The 18,016-nt window shown below is 50.0% G+C and carries 16 protein-coding genes; 9 read left to right on the top strand and 7 right to left on the bottom strand.

Annotated elements, in window-relative coordinates; genetic code table 11:
• Window positions 1-26: 26 nt before the first annotated feature.
• Together ldhA and hslJ are read left to right on the top strand one after the other, a co-directional pair.
• Window positions 27-1,016 carry a D-lactate dehydrogenase gene (ldhA, locus tag ACJHW7_RS03775; protein ID WP_000762229.1) on the top strand — a complete coding sequence of 330 codons (990 nt, stop codon included), beginning with the start codon at window positions 27-29 and terminating at the stop codon, window positions 1,014-1,016.
• Between the two features lie 110 nt (window positions 1,017-1,126).
• The gene (gene hslJ, locus ACJHW7_RS03770; protein ID WP_001298828.1) at window positions 1,127-1,549 is read left to right on the top strand and encodes a heat shock protein HslJ; all 423 of its coding nucleotides are present in this window, start codon (window positions 1,127-1,129) and stop codon (window positions 1,547-1,549) included.
• On the opposite strand, the gene ACJHW7_RS03765 is transcribed toward hslJ, so the two are convergent.
• The gene (locus ACJHW7_RS03765; RefSeq protein WP_001200683.1) at window positions 1,546-1,812 is read right to left on the bottom strand and encodes a DUF333 domain-containing protein; all 267 of its coding nucleotides are present in this window, start codon (window positions 1,810-1,812) and stop codon (window positions 1,546-1,548) included. The two genes, hslJ and ACJHW7_RS03765, sit on opposite strands and share 4 nt — an antisense overlap.
• A 273-nt stretch (window positions 1,813-2,085) precedes the next feature.
• Between ACJHW7_RS03765 and nifJ the strand changes: the two genes are divergently transcribed.
• From nifJ to ttcA, 4 genes are all read left to right on the top strand, one after another.
• Complete coding sequence (nifJ, locus tag ACJHW7_RS03760) at window positions 2,086-5,610, top strand: pyruvate:ferredoxin (flavodoxin) oxidoreductase (RefSeq protein WP_000628195.1); 3,525 nt, start codon at window positions 2,086-2,088, stop codon at window positions 5,608-5,610.
• 365 nt (window positions 5,611-5,975) lie between these two features.
• A complete protein-coding gene (gene ompN / locus ACJHW7_RS03755; RefSeq protein WP_000837924.1) occupies window positions 5,976-7,109 on the top strand; it encodes a porin OmpN in 1,134 nt (377 codons plus the stop codon).
• Between the two features lie 140 nt (window positions 7,110-7,249).
• A complete protein-coding gene (gene uspF, locus ACJHW7_RS03750) occupies window positions 7,250-7,684 on the top strand; it encodes a universal stress protein UspF (RefSeq protein WP_001295593.1) in 435 nt (144 codons plus the stop codon).
• A 175-nt stretch (window positions 7,685-7,859) separates the two neighbouring features.
• Window positions 7,860-8,795 (top strand): tRNA 2-thiocytidine(32) synthetase TtcA, encoded by a 936-nt coding sequence (gene ttcA / locus ACJHW7_RS03745; RefSeq protein WP_000081418.1) that lies wholly within the window; start codon window positions 7,860-7,862, stop codon window positions 8,793-8,795.
• Between the two features lie 128 nt (window positions 8,796-8,923).
• Here the strand turns inward: ttcA and dbpA are convergent, their stop codons facing one another.
• From dbpA to ydaN, 4 genes are all read right to left on the bottom strand, one after another.
• On the bottom strand, window positions 8,924-10,297 hold the full coding sequence (gene dbpA, locus ACJHW7_RS03740; RefSeq protein ID WP_000123746.1) for an ATP-dependent RNA helicase DbpA: 1,374 nt from the start codon (window positions 10,295-10,297) through the stop codon (window positions 8,924-8,926).
• 32 nt (window positions 10,298-10,329) lie between these two features.
• Window positions 10,330-10,500, bottom strand: a complete 171-nt coding sequence (gene ynaL, locus ACJHW7_RS03735; protein WP_021556762.1) for a protein YnaL — start codon at window positions 10,498-10,500, stop codon at window positions 10,330-10,332.
• 274 nt (window positions 10,501-10,774) lie between these two features.
• Window positions 10,775-11,758: a zinc transporter ZntB gene (gene zntB / locus ACJHW7_RS03730; RefSeq protein ID WP_000387388.1), complete on the bottom strand. Its 984-nt coding sequence runs from the start codon at window positions 11,756-11,758 to the stop codon at window positions 10,775-10,777.
• Window positions 11,759-11,771: 13 nt separating this feature from the next.
• On the bottom strand, window positions 11,772-11,819 hold the full coding sequence (ydaN, locus tag ACJHW7_RS03725) for a protein YnaN (RefSeq protein WP_211180494.1): 48 nt from the start codon (window positions 11,817-11,819) through the stop codon (window positions 11,772-11,774).
• A gap of 193 nt (window positions 11,820-12,012) precedes the next feature.
• Here ydaN and dgcM point away from each other — a divergent pair, with 193 nt between their 5' ends.
• Window positions 12,013-13,245, top strand: a complete 1,233-nt coding sequence (gene dgcM / locus ACJHW7_RS03720) for a diguanylate cyclase DgcM (protein WP_000628065.1) — start codon at window positions 12,013-12,015, stop codon at window positions 13,243-13,245.
• Window positions 13,246-13,265: 20 nt separating this feature from the next.
• Here dgcM and smrA read toward each other — a convergent pair whose 3' ends face one another.
• Both smrA and ACJHW7_RS03710 read right to left on the bottom strand, forming a co-directional pair.
• Window positions 13,266-13,829 (bottom strand): DNA endonuclease SmrA, encoded by a 564-nt coding sequence (smrA, locus tag ACJHW7_RS03715; RefSeq protein WP_001046829.1) that lies wholly within the window; start codon window positions 13,827-13,829, stop codon window positions 13,266-13,268.
• A 329-nt stretch (window positions 13,830-14,158) separates the two neighbouring features.
• A complete protein-coding gene (locus ACJHW7_RS03710) occupies window positions 14,159-15,067 on the bottom strand; it encodes a LysR family transcriptional regulator (protein ID WP_000885454.1) in 909 nt (302 codons plus the stop codon).
• A 175-nt stretch (window positions 15,068-15,242) separates the two neighbouring features.
• Between ACJHW7_RS03710 and abgA the strand changes: the two genes are divergently transcribed.
• Both abgA and abgB read left to right on the top strand, forming a co-directional pair.
• Window positions 15,243-16,553 (top strand): p-aminobenzoyl-glutamate hydrolase subunit AbgA, encoded by a 1,311-nt coding sequence (gene abgA, locus ACJHW7_RS03705; RefSeq protein ID WP_021556761.1) that lies wholly within the window; start codon window positions 15,243-15,245, stop codon window positions 16,551-16,553.
• Window positions 16,553-17,998: a p-aminobenzoyl-glutamate hydrolase subunit AbgB gene (abgB, locus tag ACJHW7_RS03700; RefSeq protein WP_040234696.1), complete on the top strand. Its 1,446-nt coding sequence runs from the start codon at window positions 16,553-16,555 to the stop codon at window positions 17,996-17,998. The genes abgA and abgB overlap by 1 nt, the downstream gene beginning before the upstream one ends.
• Window positions 17,999-18,016 lie beyond the last annotated feature (18 nt).

Below are 18,016 nucleotides of genomic sequence, written 5' to 3'. Positions count from 1 at the left end.
GATTCAACATCACTGGAGAAAGTCTTATGAAACTCGCCGTTTATAGCACAAAACAGTACGACAAGAAGTACCTGCAACAGGTGAACGAGTCCTTTGGCTTTGAGCTGGAATTTTTTGACTTTCTGCTGACGGAAAAAACCGCTAAAACCGCCAATGGATGCGAAGCGGTATGTATTTTCGTAAACGATGACGGAAGCCGCCCGGTGCTGGAAGAGCTGAAAAAGCACGGCGTTAAATATATCGCCCTGCGCTGTGCCGGTTTCAATAACGTCGACCTTGACGCGGCAAAAGAACTGGGGCTGAAAGTAGTTCGTGTTCCAGCCTATGATCCAGAAGCCGTTGCTGAACACGCCATCGGTATGATGATGACGCTGAACCGCCGTATTCACCGCGCGTATCAGCGTACCCGTGACGCTAACTTCTCTCTGGAAGGTCTGACCGGCTTTACTATGTATGGCAAAACGGCAGGCGTTATCGGTACCGGTAAAATCGGTGTGGCGATGCTGCGCATTCTGAAAGGTTTTGGTATGCGTCTGCTGGCGTTCGATCCGTATCCAAGTGCAGCGGCGCTGGAACTCGGTGTGGAGTATGTCGATCTGCCAACCCTGTTCTCTGAATCAGACGTTATCTCTCTGCACTGCCCGCTGACACCGGAAAACTACCATCTGTTGAACGAAGCCGCCTTTGATCAGATGAAAAATGGCGTGATGATCGTCAATACCAGTCGCGGTGCATTGATTGATTCTCAGGCGGCAATTGAAGCGCTGAAAAATCAGAAAATTGGTTCGTTGGGTATGGACGTCTATGAGAACGAACGCGATCTGTTCTTTGAAGATAAATCCAACGACGTGATCCAGGATGACGTATTCCGTCGCCTGTCTGCATGCCACAACGTGCTGTTTACCGGGCACCAGGCATTCCTGACAGCAGAAGCTCTGACCAGTATTTCTCAGACTACGCTGCAAAACTTAAGCAATCTGGAAAAAGGCGAAACCTGCCCGAACGAACTGGTTTAATCTTGCCGCTCCCCTACAATCCAGGGGAGCTGATTCAGATAATCCCCAATGACCTTTCATCCTCTATTCTTAAAATAGTCCTGAGTCAGAAACTGTAATTGAGAACCACAATGAAGAAAGTAGCCGCGTTTGTTGCGCTAAGCCTGCTGATGGCGGGATGTGTAAGTAATGACAAAATTGCTGTAACGCCAGAACAGCTACAGCATCATCGCTTTGTGCTGGAAAGCGTAAACGGTAAGCCCGTGACCAGCGATAAAAATCCGCCAGAAATCAGCTTTGGTGAAAAAATGATGATTTCCGGCAGCATGTGTAACCGCTTTAGCGGTGAAGGCAAACTGTCTAATGGTGAACTGACAGCCAAAGGGCTGGCAATGACCCGTATGATGTGCGCTAACCCGCAGCTTAATGAACTCGATAACACCATTAGCGAAATGCTGAAAGAAGGTGCACAAGTGGATCTGACCGCGAACCAGTTAACGCTGGCGACCGCGAAACAGACATTAACTTATAAGCTGGCGGATTTAATGAATTAATAGCTGCCACAGCTCCCGGCGGCAAGTGACTGTTCACTACAGCGTTTGCCGTTGGGTAATGCACACATCCCAATCGCCGTACCATCCAGTTGACGGGCAACAGAAAGCGAACCGCCGATCATTGCACAATTTGCTTCTCCACTACTGGACATCGACGCTTTTAAACCTGGCGCTACGTGCGCCGCAGTCGCCTGCTGAACAGGCTCACTACTACACGCCGACAACAATAAAGCGGCACCCCCTACCCAAAACGCTGCTCGCATCTCTTCTTCCTCTAATCTTCAAGCCAAACGACACCGCCATAAATAATAGGCAGCACAGAGGGCGGCGTCGAGAGCTGTCCTGCGCGTTGCCCCGCATTTTTACTTTTTTTTGGCTATTTTTTTGCCCTCTGTTTGATCAAAACATTCATTACTCTGATGTGGGGGACACAAAAGCGAAAATGCAGAAGAAAGCCATTTGCTAAAATTGAAGGATTACTACTGGGCGCGCAGCAATTTCGTGCGCCCCTCATTTGCGCAATGTAAGGGTGTCATATGATTACTATTGACGGTAATGGCGCGGTTGCTTCGGTGGCGTTTCGCACCAGTGAAGTTATCGCCATCTACCCTATTACCCCCAGTTCCACGATGGCAGAACAGGCTGATGCCTGGGCCGGAAACGGCTTGAAGAACGTTTGGGGAGACACACCACGCGTGGTTGAAATGCAGTCGGAGGCGGGTGCTATCGCTACCGTGCATGGCGCTTTGCAGACGGGTGCCCTTTCAACATCGTTTACGTCATCGCAGGGTTTGCTGCTGATGATCCCGACGCTGTACAAACTGGCAGGCGAACTCACACCGTTTGTCCTGCATGTAGCGGCACGTACCGTTGCCACACATGCACTTTCTATTTTTGGCGATCATTCCGACGTCATGGCGGTGCGCCAGACGGGTTGCGCGATGTTGTGTGCGGCAAACGTCCAGGAAGCGCAAGACTTTGCTCTCATTTCGCACATCGCGACGCTGAAAAGCCGCGTGCCATTTATTCATTTCTTTGATGGTTTCCGTACGTCCCACGAAATCAACAAAATTGTCCCGCTGGCCGATGACACTATTCTTGATCTCATGCCGCAGGCCGAAATTGATGCTCATCGCGCCCGGGCGCTCAACCCGGAACATCCGGTGATCCGCGGTACGTCAGCCAATCCTGACACTTATTTCCAGTCTCGCGAAGCCACCAACCCATGGTACAACGCGGTCTATGACCATGTTGAACAGGCGATGAATGATTTCTCTGCCGCGACAGGTCGTCAGTATCAGCCGTTTGAATATTACGGGCATCCGCAAGCGGAACGGGTGATTATCCTGATGGGCTCTGCCATTGGCACCTGTGAAGAAGTGGTTGATGAATTGCTAACCCGTGGCGAAAAAGTTGGCGTGCTGAAAGTTCGCCTGTACCGTCCCTTCTCCGCCAAACACTTGCTGCAAGCTCTGCCGGGATCCGTACGCAGCGTGGCGGTACTGGACAGAACCAAAGAACCCGGTGCCCAGGCAGAACCGCTCTATCTGGATGTAATGACCGCACTGGCAGAAGCCTTTAATAATGGCGAGCGCGAAACTCTGCCCCGTGTCATTGGTGGGCGCTATGGTCTTTCATCCAAAGAATTTGGCCCGGACTGTGTACTGGCGGTATTTGCCGAGCTCAACGCGGCTAAACCGAAAGCGCGCTTTACGGTTGGTATTTACGATGATGTGACCAATCTGTCACTGCCGTTGCCGGAAAACACCCTGCCAAACTCGGCGAAACTGGAAGCCTTGTTTTATGGCCTTGGTAGTGATGGCAGCGTTTCCGCGACCAAAAACAATATCAAGATTATCGGTAATTCCACGCCGTGGTACGCACAGGGTTATTTTGTTTACGACTCCAAAAAGGCGGGCGGCCTGACGGTTTCTCACCTTCGCGTGAGCGAACAGCCGATTCGTTCCGCTTATCTCATTTCCCAGGCTGATTTTGTTGGCTGCCACCAGTTGCAGTTTATCGATAAATATCAGATGGCTGAGCGTTTAAAACCTGGCGGCATTTTCCTGCTTAATACGCCGTACAGCGCAGATGAAGTGTGGTCGCGCTTGCCGCAAGAAGTTCAGGCCGTGTTAAACCAGAAAAAAGCGCGCTTCTATGTAATTAACGCAGCGAAAATCGCCCGCGAATGTGGCCTGGCGGCCCGTATTAATACCGTCATGCAGATGGCTTTTTTCCATCTGACGCAAATTCTGCCTGGCGATAGCGCCCTCGCAGAATTGCAGGGTGCGATTGCCAAAAGTTACAGTAGCAAAGGCCAGGATCTGGTGGAACGCAACTGGCAGGCTCTGGCGCTGGCGCGTGAATCCGTAGAAGAAGTTCCGTTGCAACCGGTAAATCCGCACAGCGCCAATCGACCGCCAGTGGTTTCCGATGCCGCCCCTGATTTCGTGAAAACCGTAACCGCGGCGATGCTCGCCGGGCTTGGTGATGCCCTCCCCGTTTCGGCGCTGCCGCCAGACGGCACCTGGCCGATGGGCACCACTCGCTGGGAAAAACGCAATATCGCCGAAGAGATCCCCATCTGGAAAGAGGAACTCTGTACCCAATGTAACCACTGCGTCGCCGCTTGCCCACACTCAGCTATTCGCGCAAAAGTGGTACCGCCTGAAGCGATGGAAAACGCCCCTGCCAGCCTGCATTCGCTGGATGTGAAATCGCGTGATATGCGCGGGCAGAAATATGTCTTGCAGGTGGCTCCAGAAGATTGCACCGGTTGTAACCTGTGCGTCGAAGTTTGCCCGGCGAAAGACCGTCAGAATCCAGAGATTAAAGCCATCAATATGATGTCGCGCCTGGAACATGTCGAAGAAGAGAAAATCAATTACGATTTCTTCCTCAACCTGCCAGAAATCGACCGTAGCAAACTGGAACGTATTGATATTCGTACATCGCAGCTGATTACACCACTGTTTGAATATTCCGGTGCTTGCTCCGGTTGTGGCGAGACGCCGTATATTAAATTGCTGACTCAGCTCTATGGCGACCGGATGTTGATCGCTAACGCCACCGGCTGTTCTTCAATTTATGGCGGTAACCTGCCCTCTACACCGTATACCACCGATGCCAACGGTCGTGGGCCGGCATGGGCGAACTCTCTATTTGAAGATAATGCCGAATTTGGCCTTGGTTTCCGCCTGACGGTCGATCAACACCGTGTCCGCGTGCTGCGTCTGCTGGATCAATTTGCCGATAAAATCCCGGCGGAATTACTGACGGCGTTGAAATCAGACGCCACGCCAGAGGTTCGTCGTGAACAGGTTGCAGCTTTACGCCAGCAACTCAATGATGTTGCCGAAGCACATGAACTGCTGCGTGACGCAGATGCACTGGTGGAAAAATCAATCTGGCTGATTGGTGGCGACGGCTGGGCTTACGATATCGGCTTTGGCGGTCTGGATCATGTATTGAGTTTGACGGAAAACGTCAACATTCTGGTGCTGGATACGCAATGCTATTCCAACACCGGTGGTCAGGCGTCGAAAGCGACACCGCTGGGTGCAGTAACTAAATTTGGCGAGCACGGCAAACGTAAAGCGCGTAAAGATCTTGGCGTCAGTATGATGATGTACGGTCATGTTTATGTGGCGCAGATTTCTCTCGGCGCGCAACTGAACCAGACGGTGAAAGCGATTCAGGAAGCGGAAGCGTATCCGGGACCATCGCTGATCATTGCTTATAGCCCGTGTGAAGAGCATGGTTACGATCTGGCACTCAGCCATGACCAGATGCGCCAACTCACAGCTACCGGCTTCTGGCCGCTATATCGCTTCGATCCGCGTCGTGCCGATGAAGGCAAACTGCCGCTGGCGCTGGATTCACGCCCGCCGTCAGAAGCACTGGAAGAAACGTTACTTCACGAGCAACGTTTCCGTCGTCTGAATTCGCAGCAGCCAGAAGTGGCAGAACAGTTATGGAAAGATGCTGCAGCTGATTTGCAAAAACGCTATGACTTCCTGGCACAAATGGCCGGAAAAGCGGAAAAAAGCAACACCGATTAAATGCTCTGGATAAGGATTATCCAATTCTAAAAAAAAGCCCGGACGACTGTTCGGGCTTGTCTTTTTATATGTTGGAAAATCAGTGGCAATGCAATGGCCCAACAGAAAATAAAATCTGTGACAATAAAGGCATATAACCCGCGCAGAATAACGTATAGAAAATTAAAAGTATAATTTTTATTTTGTATGTATTATCTTCGATACATTCACCAGACTTATTATCATTTCAGAGGAATTATTTGATTAAGGTTTTACTTAAGGCGTAACAAATGATATTTATCAGCTAACTGAACTTCTCCTTTAGGATGTTTTCACTCCCCGAAATGGGGATAAAAGGCAAATAAAATAACTAAAGGATTTATTCAATGAAAAGCAAAGTACTGGCACTTTTAATTCCTGCCCTGCTCGCCGCAGGTGCTGCACATGCAGCCGAAGTTTATAATAAAGACGGCAACAAATTAGATCTGTATGGCAAAGTTGATGGCCTGCATTATTTTTCTGATAATTCAGCGAAAGATGGCGACCAGAGCTATGCGCGTCTGGGTTTTAAAGGCGAAACCCAAATTAACGATCAACTTACTGGCTACGGTCAATGGGAATACAATATTCAGGCAAACAACACTGAATCTTCAAAAAACCAGTCATGGACCCGTCTGGCATTTGCCGGACTGAAATTTGCAGATTACGGTTCTTTCGATTACGGACGTAATTATGGCGTAATGTACGACATCGAAGGCTGGACCGATATGCTGCCTGAATTTGGCGGTGACTCTTATACCAATGCAGACAACTTTATGACTGGTCGAGCCAATGGCGTCGCGACTTATCGTAATACTGATTTCTTCGGTCTGGTAAATGGTCTGAACTTCGCGGTGCAGTATCAAGGTAACAACGAAGGAGCCAGTAATGGTCAGGAAGGCACCAACAACGGACGTGATGTTCGCCATGAAAACGGTGACGGCTGGGGTCTTTCCACAACATATGATTTAGGCATGGGCTTTAGCGCTGGTGCGGCATACACATCTTCTGACCGCACCAATGACCAGGTTAACCATACTGCGGCGGGTGGTGATAAAGCAGACGCGTGGACTGCTGGGCTAAAATACGATGCTAACAATATTTACCTGGCAACCATGTATTCAGAAACGCGTAATATGACCCCGTTTGGCGACAGCGATTATGCTGTTGCAAACAAAACCCAGAACTTTGAAGTCACTGCACAGTACCAGTTTGATTTTGGTCTGCGTCCGGCAGTCTCTTTCCTGATGTCTAAAGGCCGTGACCTGCACGCTGCCGGTGGTGCAGACAACCCGGCAGGTGTTGATGATAAAGATCTGGTTAAATACGCCGATGTTGGCGCGACTTACTATTTCAATAAAAACATGTCCACCTATGTTGACTATAAAATCAACCTGTTGGATGAAGATGACAGTTTCTACGCTGCCAACGGCATCTCTACCGATGATATTGTCGCTTTAGGTCTGGTTTATCAGTTCTAAATCCTCCTGCCCGCTGTTATGGCGGGCTTTTTCTGCTTATTCTTCCTCCTTTGATCTAAATTAAAAATGTGAACTCCGTCATTACACAAAAAGTGTCATCTGGCGTTACACTTTATGCGGATACTAAAACAGGAGGTTTTATGAACAGAACGATTCTTGTCCCTATCGATATTTCCGATTCAGAATTAACTCAACGCGTGATTAGCCACGTTGAGGCAGAGGCAAAGATTGATGATGCAGAGGTTCATTTCCTGACGGTAATACCTTCACTGCCCTACTATGCCTCTCTGGGTTTAGCGTATTCCGCAGAATTACCGGCAATGGATGACCTGAAAGCGGAAGCCAAATCGCAACTGGAAGAGATCATTAAAAAATTTAAACTGCCAACCGACAGAGTGCATGTCCATGTTGAGGAAGGCTCGCCCAAAGACCGCATTCTGGAATTGGCGAAGAAGATCCCCGCTCATATGATCATCATTGCTTCCCATCGACCGGATATCACCACTTATCTGCTCGGTTCCAACGCCGCAGCTGTAGTGCGTCACGCAGAGTGCTCCGTGCTGGTTGTGCGCTGACACTAACGCCCGCACATTGCTGCGGGCTTTTTGATTCATTTCGCAAATGTGCTGACATTTTCCCCTCTAATCCGTACCATACACGCCACAGTTTTTATATCAGATTTCTTATGCTGGGCGTTCCGGCATGACGCATACTCTTCTGATGCCATATAACGAATTGAGTCGCTTTTAAATGTCGCAAAATCAAGAAATTAGCAAGAAAGAACAATACAACCTGAACAAATTACAAAAACGCCTGCGTCGTAACGTGGGCGAAGCCATTGCTGACTTCAATATGATTGAAGAAGGCGATCGCATCATGGTTTGCCTCTCCGGGGGTAAAGACAGCTATACCATGCTGGAGATTCTGCGCAATTTGCAGCAAAGCGCGCCAATCAATTTTTCGCTGGTGGCTGTTAACCTCGATCAAAAGCAACCGGGCTTCCCGGAACACGTTCTGCCCGAGTATCTTGAAAAGCTGGGCGTTGAGTACAAGATTGTTGAAGAGAACACTTACGGTATCGTGAAAGAGAAGATTCCAGAGGGCAAAACCACTTGCTCACTGTGTTCTCGGCTACGTCGCGGTATCCTTTATCGCACCGCAACGGAACTGGGGGCGACGAAGATCGCGTTGGGCCACCATCGTGACGATATCCTGCAAACGTTGTTCTTAAATATGTTCTACGGCGGCAAGATGAAAGGTATGCCTCCGAAACTGATGAGCGATGATGGCAAACATATTGTTATTCGTCCGCTGGCCTACTGCCGCGAGAAAGATATTCAGCGATTTGCCGATGCAAAAGCGTTCCCGATTATTCCGTGCAACCTGTGCGGTTCACAGCCTAACCTGCAACGTCAGGTGATTGCTGACATGTTGCGTGACTGGGATAAACGTTATCCAGGGCGTATCGAGACGATGTTCAGCGCGATGCAGAATGTGGTGCCGTCACATCTGTGCGATACCAACCTGTTCGATTTCAAAGGCATCACCCACGGTTCTGAAGTGGTTAACGGGGGTGATCTGGCGTTTGATCGCGAAGAGATCCCACTACAACCGGCGGGCTGGCAGCCAGAAGAAGATGAAAATCAGTTGGATGAGTTACGGCTGAATGTGGTTGAAGTGAAATAACCAGGATAGCGCCCGATGCGCAAGCGTATCGGGCTACTCTTATGGAGGCCGGATAAGACGCGGCCAGCGTCGCATCCGGCAATCCCGAATAAGATGTTTACTCTTGCACCCGGCAATTCAACATTTCATTATTTTAATAACCGCACCCGGCACGTTTTTCCTTTAATCTTCCCGCCCTGTAACTGTTTCCATGCTTTATGAGCAACAGCCTGACGGACCGCGACATAGACATGCGCCGGATGCACGGCGATTTTGCCTATATCTGCGCCATCAAGCCCGATATCTCCTGTCAGTGCACCTAATACATCACCCGGGCGCATTTTGGCTTTTTTCCCGCCATCGATACACAACGTTGCCATTTCTGCTTCCAGCGTCACAATGGAACTATTAGCTGGCGGCGTTTGCCAGTTAAGTTTTATCTGCAACATGTCAGAAATGATATTGGCCCGCTGTGCTTCTTCCGGAGCACAGAAACTGATCGCCAGACCGCTATTTCCTGCACGAGCTGTACGACCGATGCGATGTACATGAACTTCAGGGTCCCACGCCAGCTCAAAGTTCACCACCAGCTCAAGCGATTTAATATCCAGACCACGCGCAGCAACATCAGTCGCGACCAGTACACGGGCGCTACCGTTAGCAAAACGTACCAGGGTCTGATCGCGATCGCGTTGCTCCAAATCGCCGTGTAATGACAATGCACTTTGCCCTACTTCATTCAGCGCGTCGCAGACAGCCTGGCAATCTTTTTTGGTATTGCAAAACACCACGCAAGAGGATGGCTGATGCAAGCTTAATAACCGTTGCAACAGAGGAATTTTGCCTTTACTGGATGTCTCATAAAATTGTTGTTCAATGGGTGGCAAAGCATCTGTTGAGTCAATTTCAATCGCCAAAGGATCGCGTTGCACTCGTCCGCTGATTGCGGCGATGGCTTCCGGCCAGGTTGCCGAAAACAGAAGCGTCTGTCGAGATGCAGGCGCAAAACGGATGACATCATCAATGGCATCGCTAAATCCCATATCCAGCATGCGGTCGGCCTCATCCATCACCAAAGTATTCAGCGCATCCAGTGATACCGTGCCTTTTTGCAGGTGATCCAGCAAACGGCCCGGCGTTGCCACGATAATATGCGGCGCATGTTGCAACGAATCACGCTGCATACCGAACGGTTGACCACCGCACAACGTCAAAATTTTGGTATTTGGCAGAAAACGCGCCAGCCGACGCAATTCACCTGCCACCTGATCCGCCAGTTCACGCGTAGGACACAGCACTAAAGCCTGGGTTTGAAATAGCGACGCATCAATTTGCTGTAACAAGCCGAGGCCAAAAGCCGCCGTTTTGCCGCTGCCAGTTTTCGCCTGCACGCGAACATCTTTTCCGGCAAGGATCGCCGGAAGCGCGGCGGCCTGCACCGGCGTCATGGTTAAATAACCCAACTCATTAAGGTTCGTGAGTTGGGCGGGAGGCAAAACATTCAGGGTAGAAAAAGCGGTCACAATCTATTCTCGTGGTCATCGACGCAAAGTCATCAGGCGCGTATCCTCGCAGATCTACGCTCACGATGCGACAATTTAATCGGTTCTTCATCGGGTGGTGGGTCAGGCATGGGTTGCGGGCGAGGGATCGGATCGGGCACTGGAACAGGATCGCCAGGAATCGGTTCAGGGACAGGAATTTGCAAATAAATAAGTATCGTCATATTTCCCTCCGGTCATTGGGTGGACTCTTAAAGGGTAGACGCTGATAAATAACAGGCAAAAAAAAGCCGACTCATCAAAGTCGGCGTCGTACGAATCAATTGTGCTATGCAGTAATTCAAAAAAGGAAGTAAGACAATATGGAGCGCAACGCCCATCGCTTGACGTTGCATTCACCTGCAAGAGAGATATTGCCCTGAATGGGTAGAGAGTTTATTGACTTCGCTCAAACTTTGCGGCGTTTTTGTATACAGACAGCCGGAAAAATTGCTTTTGTTACAACCATTTACTACGATGCAACCATAAAGCAACACCACCAATAAGAACAACTAACAGAATACAAAAAATTGAAAATCCGAATTGCCACCCGCCGCCAGGGATCCCACCAAGGTTGACGCCAAATAACCCTGTCAGAAAGGTACTGGGTAAAAAGACCATTGCCATCAATGACATTGTATAGGTACGACGAGCTAAATTTTCCTGCATCACCTGAGCGATTTCATCCGCCATCACACCAGTCCGTGCTATACAGGCGTCGATTTCGTCAAGGCCGCGCCCAAGGCGATCGGCAATATCCTGCATCCGACGGCGTTGGTCATCGCTCATCCACGGCAAACGTTCACTGGCAAGACGAGCATAAACATCACGTTGCGGTGCCATATAGCGACGCATCACAATTAATTGTTTGCGCAGCAGAGCCAGGAATCCACGCGGCGGAATTTGCTGATCAAGGAGATTATCTTCAAGGTCGATAATTTTATCGTGCAGCTGCTCGATAAATTCGCTGGAATGATCGGTCAACGCATCGCACACATCCACCAGCCACCCTCCGCAATCGGTCGGACCCGTGCCCTCTTCCAGATCGCTCACCACATCGTCCAGCGCCAACACTTTGCGTTGTCGGGTCGAAACAATTAACCGCCCGTCCATATATACACGCATGGCGACCAGTTGATCGGGGCGTTCATCGGTGCTGCCGTTTATACAGCGCAATGTAATCAGCGTGCCTTCACCGAGACGGCTGACTCGGGGCCGTGTGCTCTCACCTGCCAGCGCATCACGTACGTTATTGGGAAGCAGCGGTGTTGTCGCCAGCCATTGGGCGCTATCATGGTGTACATAATTAAGGTGGAGCCAGCAGGGATGCGCTTCATCAATCACATCTGTATTTTCCAGCGGTTTAACGCCGCCTCTACCATCCAGCATCCAGGCAAATACTGCATCCGGGACATTAACGTCCGATCCCTTAATCGCTTCCACAGTGCCTCCATCATCAACGCATTATTTTGTAGTCTAGCCTTCTGGCCCTGTTACGCAACATCTCATCACCCCATTACCCTGAAATGATTAATAAAATTCTGTCTAAATTGAATACAAAAAGCAAAATGCTTTTCCGTATACAAACCGTGTGAAGTGTTAAATAGCGTCTATCATTATCAGAATTATCTGATCATATGACGTGGCTTTTTTGCGATCGGATAGCAACAAAAATTGATAAAAATAATGGGATCTCAATGATTACGCACAACTTCAATACCCTGGACTTACTCACCAGTCCTGTCTGGATCGTTTCGCCCTTTGAGGAACAGTTAATTTATGCCAATAGCGCGGCGCGACTGTTGATGCAAGACCTCACGTTTAGTCAGCTACGAACCGGTCCCTATTCCGTCTCCTCACAAAAAGAACTGCCGAAATACCTCTCCGATCTGCAAAACCAACACGATATTATCGAAATCCTCACTGTTCAGCGTAAAGAAGAGGAAACAGCATTAAGCTGTCGGCTTGTTTTGCGAGAGCTGACAGAAACAGAACCGGTGATTATTTTCGAAGGTATCGAAGCGCCGGCAACGCTGGGTTTAAAAGCCAGTCGCTCAGCAAATTATCAGCGCAAAAAACAAGGTTTTTATGCGCGCTTTTTTCTGACTAACTCTGCACCAATGTTGTTGATTGACCCGTCACGAGATGGCCAAATCGTCGATGCTAACCTCGCCGCGCTCAATTTCTATGGTTATAACCATGAAACGATGTGCCAGAAACATACCTGGGAAATAAATATGCTCGGGCGTCGCGTCATGCCTATCATGCATGAAATTTCGCATTTACCCGGCGGTCATAAACCTTTGAATTTTGTTCATAAACTGGCGGATGGATCTACTCGTCATGTGCAGACCTATGCCGGACCGATTGAAATTTATGGCGACAAGCTCATGTTATGTATTGTGCATGATATTACTGAGCAAAAACGGCTGGAGGAGCAGCTGGAACATGCTGCTCACCATGACGCGATGACCGGATTACTGAATCGGCGACAGTTTTATCACATTACGGAACCAGGCCAAATGCAGCATCTCGCCATCGCTCAGGATTACAGCTTGTTGCTCATCGACACCGATCGTTTTAAACACATTAACGATCTCTATGGGCATTCTAAAGGTGATGAGGTGTTATGCGCCCTCGCCCGCACCCTCGAAAGTTGCGCTCGCAAAGGCGATTTGGTGTTTCGTTGGGGAGGCGAAGAGTTTGTCTTATTGCTACCAAGAACCCCACTGGATACCGCGCTTTCGCTGGCTGAAACTATCCGCGTAAGCGTGGCAAAAGTGAGTATTTCGGGCTTACCACGCTTTACCGTCAGCATTGGTGTGGCGCATCACGAAGGAAATGAAAGCATCGATGAACTGTTTAAACGCGTTGATGATGCTTTGTATCGGGCGAAAAATGATGGACGCAACCGCGTGCTGGCGGCATAAGCCGCGGATGCGTCTCGAGATCAACGACTGCGCTTAGCGTGGCGCTCCCAGTTTTCTTGCTTCGCCTGCGCCGTTTTACGTAGTGCGACGTAACACGCCCCGCTGCCGCCATGATGCGGTAGCGCGGTGCAATATGCCTGAACATCATCAAATTCGGTCAGCCAGCGCGCCACATAGCTGCGGACAATATTGGCATGCGATTTATCATCCCGCCCTTTACCATGAATAATCAGCACGTTACGCAAACCATCCGCCAGGGCTTGTTGAATAAAACTGAACACCATTTTGCGGCACTCTTCCACCGGCTGGCGCAAAAGATTCAGGCTCGCCTGTTGCGGATATTTACCACTGCGCAGCTTATCCAGCACCCCATGTTGCAACCCTTCCCGCCGAAACTCCAGCGGCTGACTTAGTGGGATAATGTCGAGAAATCCGGTAGTGAGGAAATTATCAAGCTGCAGCGTGTCGATACGCTGTGGCGCACGTTGGTTACGCGTGGGATGCCAGTGGACATCGGTAGCACGTTTCAGCGGCTGGACATCTTCCATGGCGTCAAGAAACAGCGATTTGTCGTCAAGGTTCATGTTACATCCTCCCGCAATTAAGAGCGCGATATGATAACCAGACCGGGTCGGTCCAACAACGTATTACCCAAAATTCCAGTAATAAGTTCCAAATGTTGCCGATATTTTAAGCAAAATGCTTATGCATGATTATTCATTCACGATATTAATAATGTAACTTATATTTTCGTGAAATCTGTCACTGAAGAAAATTGGCAACTAAAGGTTAAAACCGTTATAACACAGTCACCGGCGCAGAGGAGACAATGCCGGATTTAAGACGCGGATGCACTGCTGTGTGTACTATAGAGTCTGGCGGATGTCGACAGACTCTATTTTTTTATGCAGTTTTAACTTTGCAGATAGCCGCATTCTCGCCGGAATTGCGTGATTAATGACGCGGTCAGTGGTGTCTGGCGACTATCACGCCGCTGAATCAAATAATAGGCCGCTTTCGGTAAAATTTCGCTAACCGGCAACATCACCAGCCCCTGTCCGTGCAAGGGATCGCAGCCCATTTCTTCAGGCAGTATGCTGAGAAAATCGCTTTTTGCCACCAGACTGATACAGGCTGAGAACGTCTCGCAGACTACACCGACCTGTGGCGTTTGCGCCTGATCGTCAAGCAATTCACTCAACTGTTTGTAGTAGCTGCCGTGTGGCGTCGGCATTGTCCAGCTGTAATCCAGTAACTGTTTGATCGAACGGGCACCAATGGCGGGGTGTCCCGGGCGGCAAAAGATCGCGAATTGCTTTTCCAGTAATTTCTCAAAAGTAAATTCGTGGTCGTACGGTCCCTGATAATAGGTATTGATGGTGAAATCCAATTCTCCCTGACGCAATTCATTAATCATCGACACCAGTTGCCCTTCCATAATGCGTACTTTTACCTGCGGATGCTGCTGATGAAAACGAGATATGACAGCTGGCATCAGACTGCGGGAAATACTGGCCCCCATGCCGATATTAATCTGCCCTGCCAGTTGCCCTTGTCGTTGGCGAATATCCTCTTGGGCTGCGCGCAGCTCTTCAAGAATAAGACTGGCGTGCTGATAAAAACTTTCACCGGCATCAGTTAACGTCACGCCTTTACTACGGCGAAAAAAGAGTTGCGCCGCTAACCCTTCTTCCAGCTCCTGAATAGATTTACTCAGTGCCGGTTGCGACATATTCAACATTCGGCTCGCTCCGCGAATGCTGCCCTGACGAGCCACTTCAACAAAAGCCCGAATTTGATGAATTTTTACCTGAAAAGCCATGACGCCACCGATAACCGTTATTTATCAGACCAAAGAAACTGGCATCTACTTTAATGCAGATGATTGTGTCAGGGTAATTTATGAACGGTTAAAACTGTGAAAAATCAGTTAGTGATAAGTAAAAACTATCGCTACGTGAACCGGGTCACACTTTTTACTGATGACGGGAAAGGTTATGGAGTATTTGAATCAATTTGTTAATTCGCTTGCCCCAAAATTATCGCACTGGCGACGTGATTTTCATCACTATGCAGAGTCTGGCTGGGTGGAATTCCGCACTGCCACCCTTGTTGCGGAAGAATTGCAGCAGCTCGGCTATTCACTGGCGCTGGGCCGCGAAGTAGTTAATGAAAGTAGCCGGATGGGACTACCTGATGAACTCACTCTACAACGCGAATTCGAGCGCGCTCGTCAACAGGGTGCGCTAGCACAATGGATTGCGGCTTTTGAAGGTGGTTTCACTGGTATCGTCGCCACCCTGGATACCGGTCGCCCCGGTCCGGTGATGGCTTTCCGTGTCGATATGGACGCGCTGGATCTCAGTGAAGAGCAGGATGTCAGCCATCGCCCCTACCGCGACGGTTTTGTGTCATGTAACGCCGGAATGATGCATGCCTGTGGTCATGATGGGCATACCGCCATTGGGCTTGGGCTGGCGCATACCCTTAAACAGTTCGAGTCCGGACTACATGGCATCATCAAACTGATTTTTCAACCTGCAGAAGAAGGTACGCGTGGCGCGCGGGCGATGGTCGATGCAGGTGTAGTGGATGATGTTGATTATTTTACTGCCGTGCACATTGGCACTGGCGTACCTGCGGGCACCGTGGTGTGCGGCAGTGATAATTTTATGGCAACCACCAAATTTGACGCGCACTTCACCGGGACCGCCGCTCACGCAGGCGCAAAACCAGAAGACGGTCACAATGCCTTGTTGGCGGCAGCACAAGCAACTCTTGCACTGCATGCAATCGCCCCGCACAGCGAAGGCGCTTCCAGAGTAAACGTGGGCGTTATGCAGGCAGGAAGCGGTCGTAATGTTGTTCCTGCCTCGGCGTTGCTGAAAGTGGAAACACGCGGGGCCAGCGACGTCATTAATCAATATGTTTTTGACCGTGCACAACAAGCGATTCAGGGCGCAGCAACCATGTATGGTGTCGGCGTTGAAATTCGTCTGATGGGTGCAGCTACCGCCAGTTCTCCTTCGCCGCAATGGGTCGCATGGTTGCAAAGTCAGGCGGCTCAGGTCGCGAGGGTCAATCAGGCCATTGAACGTGTCGAAGCGCCTGCGGGTTCCGAAGATGCCACATTAATGATGGCCCGCGTGCAGCAACATCAAGGGCAAGCCTCCTACATGGTGTTTGGCACACAGCTGGCGGCAGGTCATCACAACGAAAAATTCGATTTTGACGAGCAGGTTCTCGCTATTGCCGTCGAAACGCTGGCGCGCACCGCGCTCAATTTTCCCTGGACGCGAGGTATCTGATGCAGGAAATCTATCGTTTTATCGACGATGCGATTGAAGCCGATCGCCAACGTTATACCGATATTGCCGATCAAATCTGGGATCATCCAGAAACACGTTTTGAAGAGTTCTGGTCAGCGGAGCATCTGGCTTCGGCGCTGGAATCTGCAGGCTTCACCGTTACCCGCAACGTAGGCAATATCCCAAATGCCTTTATTGCTTCGTTTGGTCAAGGCAAACCGGTTATCGCCCTGCTGGGAGAATATGACGCCCTGGCAGGTTTAAGTCAGCAAGCAGGTTGCGCGCAACCTACATCCGCGACGCCCGGTGAAAATGGTCACGGTTGCGGACACAATTTGCTGGGAACCGCCGCCTTTGCCGCTGCAATAACCGTCAAGAAATGGCTGGAACAATATGGGCAAGGCGGCACGGTGCGCTTTTATGGTTGTCCTGGCGAAGAAGGCGGCTCGGGTAAAACGTTCATGGTTCGCGAGGGGGTATTTGATGATGTGGATGCGGCACTCACCTGGCACCCGGAAGCCTTTGCCGGTATGTTCAATACCCGCACGCTGGCAAACATTCAGGCATCATGGCGCTTTAAAGGGATCGCAGCACATGCCGCGAATTCCCCTCATTTGGGACGCAGCGCCCTTGATGCCGTAACGTTGATGACCACTGGCACCAACTTCCTCAACGAACATATTATTGAAAAAGCGCGCGTACACTATGCCATCACAAATAGCGGCGGGATCTCGCCCAACGTGGTCCAGGCGCAGGCAGAAGTGCTTTATCTTATCCGCGCCCCCGAAATGACCGACGTGCAGCATATTTATGATCGGGTCGCCAAAATCGCCGAAGGTGCGGCATTGATGACCGAAACCACGGTTGAATGCCGCTTCGACAAAGCCTGTTCCAGTTATCTCCCGAATCGCACCTTAGAAAATGCCATGTACCAGGCCCTATCCCATTTTGGTACCCCGGAATGGAACTCCGAAGAACTGGCTTTTGCGAGACAAATTCAGGCTACGCTCACCTCCAACGATCGGCAAAACAGTCTGAATAATATCGCCGCAACCGGTGGCGAAAACGGCAAGGTTTTTGCACTACGTCATCGTGAAACGGTACTGGCGAATGAGGTCGCTCCATATGCCGCCACCGATAACGTGCTTGCGGCATCGACTGATGTCGGCGACGTCAGTTGGAAACTGCCTGTTGCCCAGTGTTTCAGCCCCTGTTTTGCCGTCGGTACACCGCTACATACGTGGCAACTGGTTAGCCAGGGGCGAACATCTATTGCTCATAAAGGAATGCTGCTGGCGGCGAAAACTATGGCAGCAACCACAGTCAATCTCTTCATTGATTCAGGGCTATTGCAAGAATGCCAACAAGAGCATCAGCAAGTTACGGACACGCAACCGTATCACTGCCCTATCCCGAAAAACGTGACACCGTCACCTTTAAAATAACAACAACGCAAACACAAC

The organism is Escherichia sp. WS1152 (genome assembly GCF_046487665.1).
Classification (GTDB): domain Bacteria; phylum Pseudomonadota; class Gammaproteobacteria; order Enterobacterales; family Enterobacteriaceae; genus Escherichia; species Escherichia coli.
Note: the sequence above shows the minus strand (reverse complement) of the source record. Positions and strands in the feature narration are given on the sequence as shown.